The sequence below is a fragment of the Flavobacterium sp. N502536 genome (assembly GCF_025947345.1).
Classification (GTDB): Bacteria; Bacteroidota; Bacteroidia; order Flavobacteriales; family Flavobacteriaceae; genus Flavobacterium.
On the sequence record NZ_CP110011.1, the window covers coordinates 3,478,183 to 3,491,535 of the forward strand.

Annotated in this window: 11 protein-coding genes; all 11 read left to right on the forward strand. The window is 35.9% G+C overall.

All coding sequences use genetic code 11. The annotated features are described in order from the left end of the window. Positions 1-122: 122 nt before the first annotated feature. The 11 genes from OLM61_RS14650 (at position 123) to mnmA (ending at position 13,311) form a co-directional block, all read left to right on the forward strand. The gene (locus OLM61_RS14650; RefSeq protein ID WP_264523379.1) at positions 123-1,214 is read left to right on the forward strand and encodes a mevalonate kinase; all 1,092 of its coding nucleotides are present in this window, start codon (positions 123-125) and stop codon (positions 1,212-1,214) included. 138 nt (positions 1,215-1,352) lie between these two features. Next, on the forward strand, positions 1,353-2,228 hold the full coding sequence (locus OLM61_RS14655; RefSeq protein WP_264523380.1) for a sugar phosphate nucleotidyltransferase: 876 nt from the start codon (positions 1,353-1,355) through the stop codon (positions 2,226-2,228). 184 nt (positions 2,229-2,412) lie between these two features. Beyond that, positions 2,413-3,786 (forward strand): sugar MFS transporter, encoded by a 1,374-nt coding sequence (locus tag OLM61_RS14660; protein WP_264523381.1) that lies wholly within the window; start codon positions 2,413-2,415, stop codon positions 3,784-3,786. A gap of 32 nt (positions 3,787-3,818) precedes the next feature. Next, complete coding sequence (gene nagB / locus OLM61_RS14665; RefSeq protein WP_264523382.1) at positions 3,819-5,747, forward strand: glucosamine-6-phosphate deaminase; 1,929 nt, start codon at positions 3,819-3,821, stop codon at positions 5,745-5,747. 335 nt (positions 5,748-6,082) lie between these two features. Beyond that, positions 6,083-6,319, forward strand: coding sequence for a DUF3820 family protein (locus OLM61_RS14670; protein ID WP_099711497.1), 237 nt, complete (start codon positions 6,083-6,085; stop codon positions 6,317-6,319). Between the two features lie 149 nt (positions 6,320-6,468). Beyond that, positions 6,469-6,879, forward strand: coding sequence for a hypothetical protein (locus OLM61_RS14675; protein ID WP_264523383.1), 411 nt, complete (start codon positions 6,469-6,471; stop codon positions 6,877-6,879). Between the two features lie 75 nt (positions 6,880-6,954). Further along, complete coding sequence (locus OLM61_RS20985) at positions 6,955-7,281, forward strand: DUF2752 domain-containing protein (RefSeq protein WP_413614379.1); 327 nt, start codon at positions 6,955-6,957, stop codon at positions 7,279-7,281. 217 nt (positions 7,282-7,498) lie between these two features. After that, positions 7,499-9,112: a CTP synthase gene (locus OLM61_RS14680; protein ID WP_264523384.1), complete on the forward strand. Its 1,614-nt coding sequence runs from the start codon at positions 7,499-7,501 to the stop codon at positions 9,110-9,112. Positions 9,113-9,192: 80 nt separating this feature from the next. Beyond that, the gene (yidC, locus tag OLM61_RS14685; protein WP_264523385.1) at positions 9,193-11,106 is read left to right on the forward strand and encodes a membrane protein insertase YidC; all 1,914 of its coding nucleotides are present in this window, start codon (positions 9,193-9,195) and stop codon (positions 11,104-11,106) included. 96 nt (positions 11,107-11,202) lie between these two features. Next, positions 11,203-11,919: a toxin-antitoxin system YwqK family antitoxin gene (locus tag OLM61_RS14690; protein WP_264523386.1), complete on the forward strand. Its 717-nt coding sequence runs from the start codon at positions 11,203-11,205 to the stop codon at positions 11,917-11,919. A gap of 204 nt (positions 11,920-12,123) precedes the next feature. Then, complete coding sequence (gene mnmA, locus OLM61_RS14695; protein WP_264523387.1) at positions 12,124-13,311, forward strand: tRNA 2-thiouridine(34) synthase MnmA; 1,188 nt, start codon at positions 12,124-12,126, stop codon at positions 13,309-13,311. Positions 13,312-13,353: the final 42 nt, after the last annotated feature.

Consider the following 13,353-nt stretch of genomic DNA (forward strand, 5'->3'; position numbering starts at 1 on the left):
TCTTGTTTTATAAAAATATAATCTCTAGTTTCGTAGAATCAAAATCAAAAGAATCAAATAAATCCTTAACCAATTTGCGTTGTAAATTATTGTTTTACAAGGCTTTATTATAAAATTTTTAAGTGAAAAAAATTACTTCATTAGCCCCGGGCAGAACCTGCCTCTTCGGAGACCATCAGGATTATTTAGGATTGCCGGTTATCGCCTGTGCAATCGATCGAAATATACAACTATCTGCCGAACAAAATCTAACCCAGACATTTGTTTTAAATATGATTGATATTAATGAGATTCGTATCATTGATATCGATGCTACTTTCGACAAATTAGAGCCCAGAGATTATTTTGCTTCGTCCTTACGGGTATTGCGAAGATATGGCTGTGTGCCTAATGTTGGCTACGACATTATCATTACAGGAGATATTCCAATAAACTCAGGAACGTCGAGTTCTTCTGCTTTATTGATGGCGTGGATTCGTTTTTTAATCGATGCCTTTGGAATTGATCGTGAAGTTACTCCTGAGTTTATTTCCAAATTAGGGTACGAATCGGAAGTTTTAGAACACGGAGAACCGGGCGGAATGATGGATCATTTTAGCATCGGAGTGGGGAATATCGTTTACATTAATACCAAAGATCCTTTTTCGTATAAAATAATAGGAACGAACCTGAAAGGCCTTGTTACCGGAGTTTCGGGAGTTCCAAAAGAAACTATCGGTTTGCTGGGAGAGTTAAAAGGAAATGCTTTAATGTCAATTGATATTGTAAAGCAAAATTTCCCTGATTTTGATCTGAATGCTTCCGAAATAGAAGATCTGGACCGCTATCGAAATTGCCTGCCAGACCGATTGATTCCTTTCTTCGAAGCAGCCTTGAAAAATTATCACTATACCAAAGAAGCTTTAAAAGAGTTTGAAAAACCCGTTTTAGACCTTAAGAAAATTGGTGCACTGATGAATCTTCATCACGAAGTTTTGCGCGATTTATTAAAAGTTACTGTACCGCGAATTGACGCTATGATCAATGCGGCTTTGCGCGCTGGTGCCTACGGAGCAAAAATTGTAGGTTCAGGTGGTGGCGGAAGTATTGTGGTCATAGCAAATCCAGAGAAAGAAGATTTGGTTATTGAAGCCATTCTAAATGCGGGAGCTCAGGAAGCTTACGCGGTGTCTGTTGATCCTGGTGTCAGGGTTATTGAAAATGTTGAAATTTAAGTTGTGAGATGTGGGTTGTAAGATGTGAGTTGTGGTTTTTGTGAACTTGAAACTTGAAACTTGAAACCCGAAACCTGAAACCTGAAACAATTCTAAACCAATAGATTTAAGGAAATTCAAAATGAAAAATATATAAATATGCATAACAATTTAGTTATTCTTGCGGGTGGAGCATCTTCCCGTATGAAAAAAGAAGCCATTTCAGATAATTTAACTGCAGAAGAAATCGCGCAGGCAAATGAAAGAAGTAAAGGCTTAATAGGAGTTGGAGCAAGCGGAAGACCTTTGTTGGATTATCTTTTGCTCAACGCTAAAAAAGCAGGATATAAAAACATCTACATTATCATTGGAGAGCAGGGAGAGCTGTTTAAAGAGTTTTACGGAAGCCGTGACACCGATAATGATTTTCACGGACTCAACATTTCATTTGCGGTTCAGTACATTCCCGAAGGAAGAGTGAAGCCATTTGGTACTGCTGATGCGTTGTTTCAGGCGGTAGAGCAGTTTCCGGAATTAAACACACAGCAATATTCAGTTTGTAACAGTGATAACTTGTACTCAGCTGCTGCTTTATTGGCGCTTAGAGAAACCAATAGTCCAAACGCTTTTATTGCTTACGATCGTGAGGCTTTGGAATTTCCGTCTGAAAGAATTTCCCGATTTGCCATTGCTAAATTGGATCAGAACAATCAGTTGCTGGATATTTTAGAAAAACCTTCGGCCGATGTTTTAGCGGATTATAAAGACGTTGAGGGGAAAATAAGAGTGAGTATGAATGCTTTTAAATTCAACGGAAGTACTTTATACACACACTTAAAAAATTGTCCTGTTCATCCTGAGCGCGACGAAAAAGAGCTGCCTACAGTATTATTAAATGCCGTAAAAGAAAACCCAAATACCACAATAGGGATCCCATTTTCAGAACATGTTCCGGATCTGACTGCTAAAGAAGATATTGCCGATGTAAAGGAATATTTAAAGCAGCATTATCCGGTTTTAGACTGGGACGCTTAAAAAAAATTAACAAAAAATTGATATCTAATTTACAGATAAGTATAACTTATTAAACTACTTTTGTTTTAAAATTGCAAAAAATACGCACTGAAAAGTGTTTAAATTGCAATATATTTGCAAAAAGTGTTGGTGTTATTTTAGATGGATAAAACAACTAATCTATTAACTATCAACCAATAAAATTATGTCAAAAATTGAGACTGCAATACCTATAGAAAAGAGGAGTTCGATCATTCCGATGATTATCCTGACCGCATTATTTTTTATATTGGGATTTGTCACCTGGTTAAACGGACCTTTAATTCCTTTTTTCGAATTAGCGTGCGAGTTGTCTTCTTCTCAGGCTTATTTTGTAACTTTTGCTTTTTATATTGCCTATTTTGTAATGGCAGTTCCATCATCCTGGGTAATTGAAAAGGTAGGCTATAAAAATGGTATTTCTTTAGGATTATTAATCATTGCAGCCGGAGCATTTATGTTTTATCCGGCCGCCGAAAGCCGAACTTTTATATTGTTTTTAATTGCCTTATTTATCATGGGAACGGGCTTGGCTATTTTGCAGACGGCTTCGAATCCGTATGTGGTAGTGATTGGCCCAAGAGAAAGTGCAGCAGCCAGAATTAGCGTACTGGGAATTGCAAATAAACTGGCAGGTTTTGTTGCGCCATTGATCTTAACGGCTTTGGTATTGTCAAACATGCAGGAGTTTACGGCAGATAAAATTGCGCTTTTGGATACTGTTTCCAAAACAAATGCTTTAAATTCTCTTGCATTACAATTGCAAAGACCCTATCTTTATATGGGATTGATTATAATGGTTTTAGCATTTTTGGTAAAACTGTCTCCGCTTCCGGAAATTGATTTAGATGAAGAAGGAAATGTGGCGCATTTGAGTATTTTTAAGCAAATCAGAAATGCCTTCAGACGTCCGCAATTGGTTTTAGGAGTAATCACTTTGATGCTGTATTTAGCGGCAGAAGTTTTAGCCGGAGATTCTATTGGAGGATTCGGAAAAGAACTGGGCGTATATGGAAGCGAAGGGAATTTTTATTTAAAATTAACCTCGTTTACCATGTCGGCAATGGTTGTGGGGTATATACTGGGGATTACATTAATTCCAAAATACCTTTCGCAGGTAACGGCCTTGAAAGGCTCAGGAGTTTTGGGTATAATTTTAGTATTGGCAATCGTTTTGATTTCACCAAAAATTATGATTCAGCTGCCTGGAATTCCAAGTCTGCCGGTGGTGATTCTTTTGGTAGCGTTGTTGGGTCTGGCAAATGCACTTTGCTGGCCGGCAATTTGGCCAATGGCATTAGAGGATTTAGGAGGTTATACCAAAATTGGAAGTGCAATATTGATTATGGGAATTATTGGAGGAGCAATTTTTCCTTTGTTCTACGGAATAATCACAGAAAATATAAATGCGTCAAATATTGCAAATGGTACCGTTGGAGTTTCAAAAAGCGGAAATCAAATTGCGTATTTAATGCTGTTACCATCGTATGTAATGATTCTTTTTTATGCAGTAAAAGGACATAAGTATCGAAGCTGGTAAGGAGTAACGAGAAAAATTAAAAAGACTATATCATGTTAAAAAGTAAAATCGACAAAGCAACGGGGTTCGAGAAACGATTCGAAAACATCAATACAGTTGTTTTTGAAAATTCTGGCGATGCGTCAAAAGCAGTAGCTCAGGAAATTGCGGCTTTAATTCAATCCAAGCAAAAAGAAAATAAACCTTGTATTTTAGGTCTGGCAACAGGATCTTCTCCAAAAGGATTATATGCTGAACTGGTACGTTTACACAAAGAGGAAGGCTTGAGTTTTAAAAACGTAATTAGTTTCAATTTGGATGAATATTATCCAATGGAGCCAAATTCAATCAACAGTTATGTTCGTTTTATGAATGAATTGCTGTTTGATCATGTCGATATTTTACCTGAAAATTACCACGTTCCGGACGGACTTTTAACAAAAGAGCAAATCGCAGATTATTGCCACGATTATGAAGCAAAAATCGAAGCACTTGGTGGAATCGATTTGCAGATTCTTGGAATTGGAGGTAACGGACATATTGGTTTTAATGAATCGGGATCGTTACAAAACTCTAAAACACGTTTGGTGGCTTTAGATCATATTACCAGAGTAGCAGCAAGTAAAGACTTTTTCGGATTGAGCAATACGCCAAGAACAGCAATTACACTTGGAGTAAAAAAGATCATGGAAGCCAAACAGGTAATCTTACTGGCTTGGGGAGAAGGGAAAGCGAATATTGTAAAAAAATCAGTCGAAGATGAAGTGACCAACCGCGTACCGGCTTCGTTTTTACAGGAACACAACAACGCTGTTTTTGTTTTAGACAAAGAGGCTTCTTCAAAACTAACCAGAATCAACAAACCTTGGTTGGTAGAAAAAGTAATCTGGACCGATAAATTGACCCGTAAAGCGGTTTTAGGATTAGCATTACAGCTTAAAAAACCAATTTTAATGCTTACCGATGCCGATTATATCGAAAACGGAATGAGCGATTTATTGGCTGATTCAGGTCCGGCATACGACATCAATATCAAGATATTCAATAAATTACAAAATACAATCACAGGATGGCCGGGAGGTAAACCAAATGCCGATGATACCAATCGTCCTGAAAGAGCAGAACCTGCTAAAAAACGTGTATTGATTTTTAGCCCGCACCCGGATGACGATATCATCAGTATGGGAGGAACTTTCATGCGTTTGCAGGAGCAGGGACATGAAGTACATGTAGCGTATCAAACTTCCGGAAATATTGCTGTAGCCGATGATGAAGCTTTGCGTTTTGCAAGATTCGTAATTGATTACAATGAAAAATTCGGAATCAAAAGTGCCGAAGCAGACAATATTTACCAAAAAGCAGCGACTTTTTTAACCAATAAAAAGAACAGCGAAATTGATATTCCTGAAGTTCGTTACATCAAAGGATTAATCAGAAAAGGAGAGGCGAGAGCGACCAGTCATTTTGTAGGTTTAACTGATGATCAGATTCATTTTATGGAATTACCATTCTATGAAACCGGAACAATTGAGAAAAAACCAATTGGAAAAGAAGACATTCAGTTAACGATGGACTTAATTGAAAAAATTAAGCCGCACCAAATTTATGCTGCAGGAGATTTAGCAGATCCGCACGGAACACATAAGGTTTGTTTGGACGCTATTTTCGAAGCGGTAAAAGCACTAAAACCAAAATCGTTTATGGACGATTGCTGGTTGTGGTTGTACCGCGGAGCATGGCAGGAATGGGGAATTGATGAAGTTGAAATGGCGGTACCAATGAGCCCGGATCAGGTATTGGCAAAACGTCACGGAATCTTCAAGCACCAATCTCAAAAAGACGGTGTTGTTTTCCAGGGAACTGATGCCAGAGAATTTTGGCAAAGAGCCGAAGACCGAAATGCCGAAACAGCTGCTTTGTACCAACAGTTAGGTCTAGCTACTTACGCTGCAATGGAAGCTTTTGTAAGGTGGCATTATTAAAAAAGGGGCTAAGGTTCTGAGGTGCTAAGGTTTTAGTTTTCAGTCGCGGTTTACGGTCTCAGTTTCAAACTTACTGCGACTGAAAACTGCGACCGTAGACTATTTTTTAATTCGTGGCGAAATCATTTACCCGAATAGCTGTCTTTTATTAATCGTTAGTTTGGCAGTACGTTTTAAAAAGAGGTTAAGGCCCTGCGACTGAAAACCGAGACTGAAAACTATCTTTTAATCTCTGGTAAAAGAAAAAAAATAATAATAGCTTTGCATGTAACAAGAAGCAAGAGGAAAGGATATAGAACTTCTTTCCTCTTGCTTCTTTTTTCTTTAAAAAAAACATGGAACCAGACAAAAAACTGCTCATAAAATTAGCCCATACCAAAATGCCATTCGGAAAATACGAAGGCTGGTTTTTAATTGATTTACCCGAATATTATGTCGTTTGGTATCAGAATAAAGGATTTCCAAAAGGAGAGCTCGGACAGCAATTAGCGCTTGTTTACGAGTTAAAACTGAACGGACTTGAGGAACTGATCCGCAATATTAAAAAGCAATATCCTAAACCTTTGAAATAGTGAGAAATATCTTTTTCTTTTAATTAAGTTGTTGATTTCTCAAATTCAGAAAAAGAAGGTTAATTTAATTGTTGATAACTTAGACGGGGTAGTTATCGTTTGTGTAAGTCGTTTTCTATTTTTGTCAGAACTAACAAAAACAATTTTTTATGGAAAATAATTTACCTTCTTCAAATGCTGGCCAGTCATTAGGTATTATCGCTTTAATTTTTGGTATTATCGGTGTATTAGCAGCTTTTATTCCCTGCTTTGGTTTTATTGCAGTTTTATTTGGAATTCTTGCAATTGTATTTGGAGCGATTGGTTTAAATCAGGCAAAAAAAGAAAATGCATCGACTTCTTTACCAAAAGCTGGTTTATATTTGGGAATCGCAGCAACAGTTTTTGTTATTATTTGGGTTGCTATTTTTGTTGGCTCGATAGGTTCTCTTGCTTTAGAACACAAGGATGAAATCGAAAGAGCTTTAGATTCTGTTAAAGTAGAACAAATAAAAACGGCTGATTCTTTAGATGTAGAGGTGCAGGTAGATACTACTGCAATTGAGGATACTGTAAAATAATATATTCGGTAAATGTCTATTTATCAAGAAATTGATTCTTATAAAAAGATAAACATAATTTTGATCTTCATCATTATGTTTGTCTTTTTTTATTGCTTTTTTCTTCCCTATTTAAATTTTGGTTTGCGTTCATCCTGCGACGGATTGCCGTTGATTTATTGTAAAAGCCGCGGACTCACAAGGGCTTTTTCTCAAATACTTAGATTTCATTTTCGGGAAGCAATTCTGTACAATCCATTTAGCATAAAAATTTTTGGTTTCTTTTTGTTTCAGCTTGCTGCGAGATTTTTTATCAATTGCATTATTTCTTTCCCCATATTTAAAAGGGTATTAATCTTTGATATTTCGTTAAGTGTAATTTCTTTTCTTTTCTGTTTTTATAATTTGATACTTCCTTACTAGAAATTAATTAGGCTGTATTTTTGAGTTTTACTTATGGATTTTTAGCTAATACTGATAAAAAACATTCATTTTGATAATAGAATTGATTGCTAAAGCATTTAAAATAAAATGTGCCTAAAAATTTAAAAATTATCTCATTCTCTAATTAACAAATTATCTAATTAAATTTGTACTTTTGCCAAGTTTTTTACACAACTACAATACAAACAACAACAGAATGAATCAAACAAAATATATTTTTGTTACAGGCGGTGTGACTTCTTCATTAGGAAAAGGTATTATCGCGGCATCTTTAGCAAAATTGTTACAAGGAAGAGGATACCGTACAACTATTCAGAAATTTGATCCGTATATCAATGTGGATCCGGGTACGTTGAATCCATACGAGCACGGAGAATGTTATGTAACAGATGATGGTGCTGAAACAGATTTAGATTTAGGTCATTATGAGCGTTTTCTTAATGTTCCAACTTCTCAGGCGAATAACGTTACTACAGGAAGAGTTTATCTTTCGGTAATCGAAAAAGAAAGAAGAGGGGAGTTTTTAGGAAAAACAGTTCAGGTAGTTCCTCATATCACAAACGAAATCAAAGACAGAATGCAATTGTTGGGTAAATCCGGCGATTATGACATTGTAATTACTGAAATTGGTGGAACTGTTGGTGATATCGAATCCTTGCCTTATATTGAATCTGTTCGTCAGTTAGTTTGGGAATTGGGTGAAAATAACGGAATTGTGATTCATTTGACATTAGTTCCTTATTTGGCTGCTGCGGGTGAGTTGAAAACAAAACCAACGCAACACTCTGTGAAAACTTTGATGGAAAGTGGTATCAAAGCAGATATTTTGGTTTGTAGAACCGAGCATGAATTGTCTCAGGAATTACGTCAGAAACTGGCTTTGTTTTGTAATGTTAAAAAAGAAGCGGTAATTCAGTCTATTGACGCTTCAACCATATACGAAGTTCCAAATTTAATGCTTGAAGAAGGATTAGATGTAGTGGCTTTGAAAAAATTAGATTTGCCTAAAAAAGCATTACCGGATCTTAAAAACTGGAATACTTTTTTACGTCGATTGAAAAACCCAAAACATACCGTAAACATTGGTCTGGTTGGAAAATATGTAGAAATGCAGGACTGTTACAAATCTATTTTAGAAGCGTTCATACATGCAGGTGCTGCAAATGAAACCAAAGTAAATGTGATTTCGATACATTCAGAACATATTAATGCTGAAAATATCAAAGAAAAACTAGAAGGCCTGGATGGTGTTTTGGTTGCTCCTGGATTTGGAGAAAGAGGTATTGAAGGAAAAATTGAGGCTGTTCGTTACGTACGTGAAAACAACATTCCGTTTTTCGGAATTTGTTTGGGAATGCAAATGTCTATAATCGAGTATTCAAGAAATATTTTAGGTTACAAAGAGGCAAACTCTACGGAAATGAATGATAAAACGCCTCATCCGGTAGTGAACTTAATGGAAGAGCAAAAAACAGTGACCGACAAAGGTGGAACCATGCGTTTGGGAGCCTGGAAATGTGATATCAAACCGAATACGCTGGCGTATAAAATTTACGGAGAAAAAACAATTTCAGAGCGTCACCGTCACCGTTACGAATACAACAATAAATATGCTGAAGAATTGCAAAATGCAGGTTTAAAAGCATCAGGGGTGAATCCCGATACAGGTTTGGTAGAAATTGTAGAACTAGAAAACCACCCGTTTTTCATTGGTGTACAATACCATCCTGAATACAAAAGTACAGTAGCAAACCCACATCCGATTTTTGTAAACTTTGTGGCTGCTGCAGTGAATGCGCATAAAAAATAATAATTAATATTCTGAAAAGTGTAACTTTTGAGTTCAACTCATTACTAATACCTTTTTAACGAATAACTTTTTAAACTATAATGGAAGAAAAAAAATTTGATCTTAATTCAATCATTGGTTTTGTATTGATATTTGGAATTTTGATTTGGATTATGTACCAAAATCAGCCTTCTGATAAAGAGATTGCTGCTGAAAAAGCAAAGAAAGAACTAGTTGCCAAACAAGAAGCACAAGCGAAAGCGGATAAAACAAAAACAGCTGTTTTACCGGTGGCTGCCACAGCAACTCCTGGAGACACAGTTCAGCTGGCGCAATTACAAAAAACATTAGGTGGTTTCGCTTATTCGGCTACACTTCCTTCTGCTAAAGAAGGTTTTACAACTATTGAAAACGAAAAGATTAAACTAAAAATCGCCAACAAAGGTGGTTATGTAGTTGAAGCTACATTGAAAGAATTTAAAAGATTTGAGAAAAATTCCGGACAATTAGTAGAATTAATTAAAGACAATAATTCGAACCTAAACATTCAGTTACAAACAACTGACAACAGAACTTTAAATTCGAAAGATCTTTATTTTGAGCCAACGTTGACTAAAAACGGTGAGGATCAAATCTTGACTATGCGTTTGAAAGCGGGTGCTAATGAATTTTTGGAATTTAAATATGTATTAAAACCAAACGATTATTTAGTTGGTTTTGATATTCATTCTCAAGGATTGAACAAAGTTTTAAATTCTTCTAAACCATTAGATTTACAATGGAATTTAAGAACTTTCAGAAATGAGAAAAGTATTTCTTATGAAAATCGTTATGCTGAAATTTATTATAGCTATCAGGATGGTAAAGAAAGTTATGTAGGACAGGGTACTCTTAAAGAAGAAAATCCTGAAAAAGTGGATTATGTTGCTTTTAAACAGCACTTTTTCACTACAATTTTACAAACAAATACTTCTTTTGAAAAAGCACATTTGGTTTCTGAAAATTTAGTAAAAGATGAAAAAATCGATACTATTTTCACCAAACAATTTAAAGCAAACGTTCCTTTAGCATTTACTAACGGAGAAGTTGATTATAAAATGAGTTGGTATTTTGGACCGGCTGATTATAAAGTTTTAAAATCTTACGATAAAAACTTCGAAAAAATTATTCCATTAGGTTGGGGGATTTTTGGATGGATCAACAAATGGATTTTCATTCCATTGTTTGGATTCTTAAGCTCTACAATTGGATTGTCATTAGGAATTGCCATTATCATCTTTACAATCATTATCAAATTGGCCATGTCGCCAATTACCTATAAGTCATTCCTGTCACAGGCTAAAATGAAAGTTTTACGTCCGGAGATTACAGAATTGGGAGAAAAATTCAAAAAAGACCCAATGAAAAAACAACAGGAAACCATGAAACTGTACAACAAAGCAGGGGTAAACCCAATGGCAGGATGTATTCCGGCATTGATTCAGCTTCCGTTTATGTATGCGTCATTCCAGTTCTTCCCATCTGCCTTTGAGTTAAGACAAAAAGGATTCCTTTGGGCAGACGATTTGTCTTCTTTTGATGCGGTAGTGAAATTACCATTTAGCATTCCATTGTATGGAGATCATATCAGTTTGTTTCCAATTTTGGCAGCTATTGCGATTTTCTTCTATATGAAAATGACTTCTGGAGACCAGCAAATGGCAGCCCCTCAACAAGAAGGTATGCCGGATATGGCAAAAATGATGAAAATCATGATTTATGTTTCACCGTTAATGATGTTGATCTTCTTTAACAGTTATGGAGCAGGTTTGAGTTTGTATAACTTTATTTCGAACTTAATTACAATTGGAATTATGTTTGTTATTAAAAACTACATCGTGGATACAGATAAAATTCACGCTCAGATTCAGGAAAACAAATTAAAAGAGCCTAAAAAGCAAAGCAAGTTTCAACAACGTCTTCAGGAAGTAATGGAACAGCAGGAAGCTGCGAAAGCTCAGAATAAAAAGAAATAACAATACTAAAAAAATCTCGATTTATCGGGATTTTTTTATACCTCAGATATACTTTATCAAAGCCATTATCGTTAAAGTTAAAAATGAAATATAAATATGATTTTGAGAAAAATAATAATCGGATTGCTTTTTTTAAATACCGTTTTTGTTGCAGCGCAAGAGGTTAATAAATCAGATGCCAGCGGGAAAAAAGACGGGATTTGGAAAGGAACTTATGAAGTTTCGAAACGACCTCGTTACGAAGGAACCTTCAATCACGGAAAAGAAACGGGTGTATTTAAATTTTTTGATGATACCAAAAAAGGAGATGTTATCGCAACTCGTGATTTTACGGCAAATGACGGAAGTTCGTACACCATCTTTTACGATCAGAACAAGAATAAAGTAAGCGAAGGAAAAGAAGTCGGTAAATCGCGTGAAGGCGACTGGAAATATTACCATAAAGCTTCGAAAGCCCTTATGACGCTTGAAAAATATAAAGGCGGAAAATTGGAAGGAGCAAGAACAGTTTATTATCCGGATGCTAAAATTGCCGAAGAAATGACGTACAAAGACGGTCTGAAAGAAGGAGTTTATAAGAAGTACGGGCAAAATGGTATTCTTTTGGAGCAAAGTACATTTAAGAACAATGAATACAATGGTGATGCTGTTTTTTATGATTCTGATGGTGTCGTAGCTTCTAAAGGAAAATTTCTGAAAGGCAAAAAGGCTGGCATGTGGCAATTTTACCTAAAAGGAAAACTGACCAAAGAAGTAAACATGAGTGATCCTAAAAGTAGTTATCAGGCAGATTCTAAACGTAAAACGGAATAAGTTTAGTTACGATAAATATTCTGAAAAAGATTTTTTTAATACAGTATCCCAGATTTCTAAGTGATCAGTTTATTCGCCTACAAAGCTTGTAAAAGGGACAATAAGTTTTATTTACAACGGCATTGCATAAACTAATCAAAACTGCTGCAACTTTCAAAAATAGGGCTTATCTTTGCACTCTTGTAAAAATATAAACGATTTAGAATGAAACGTGTAGTTGTTGGACTTTCCGGAGGAGTAGATTCAAGTGTTGCGGCTTATTTATTGCAGCAACAGGGATATGAAGTTATTGGCCTTTTTATGAAGAACTGGCACGATGATTCCGTTACGATTTCTAATGAATGCCCGTGGTTAGAAGACAGCAACGATGCATTATTGGTAGCCGAAAAATTGGGTATACCGTTTCAAACTGTTGATTTAAGCGAAGAATACAAAGAAAAAATCGTTGATTATATGTTCAACGAATACGAAAAAGGGAGAACTCCAAATCCTGACGTACTTTGTAACCGCGAAATTAAATTCGATGTTTTTATGAAAATCGCTCTAAGCCTTGGAGCCGATTATGTTGCGACCGGACATTACTGCCAGAAAAGCGAAATTGAAGTGAACGGAGAAACGGTTTATCAATTGATTGCCGGAAATGATGTTAACAAAGATCAGTCGTACTTTTTATGCCAGTTGTCTCAGGAACAACTATCAAAAGCTTTGTTCCCAATTGGAGCCTTGACAAAACCGGAAGTGCGCGAAATTGCTGCTGAAATGGAATTGGTTACTGCCGAAAAGAAAGATTCTCAAGGACTTTGTTTCATCGGAAAAGTACGTTTACCTGAATTTTTACAGCAAAAATTACAGCCTAAAGAAGGTCTGATTGTTCAAATTGACAAAAATGACCCCATTTATACTATCGAAAAGCCGGAAGGAATTTCTCTGGAAGACGAATTAAAAATCGATTCTCAAAAACTGGATTATCTTCCAACAATGGGTAAAGTAATGGGCAAACATCAGGGAGCACATTATTTTACAAACGGTCAAAGAAAAGGATTAAATGTTGGTGGTACTACAGATCCGTTATTTGTAATTGCAACAGATGTTGATACCAATACCATTTATACCGGTTTAACAAGCAATCATCCTGGTTTGTTTAAGAAAGCATTGTTTGTTGGAAACTCCGAAGTACACTGGGTTCGCGAAGATTTGAAATTGAATGAAGGGGAGAAAATGGAAGTAATGGCAAGAATACGTTACCGTCAGCCGTTACAGAAAGCAATCCTGCATCAATTTGAAAACGGAATGTACGTGAGTTTCGAAGAATCTCAGTCGGCTATCACAGAAGGACAGTTTGTTGCCTGGTATTTAGAGAATGAATTAGTTGGTTCGGGAGTAATTTCTTAGCTTTATACTTTTTTACGGAGGTTTCACCTTTAAAAAAGTAAT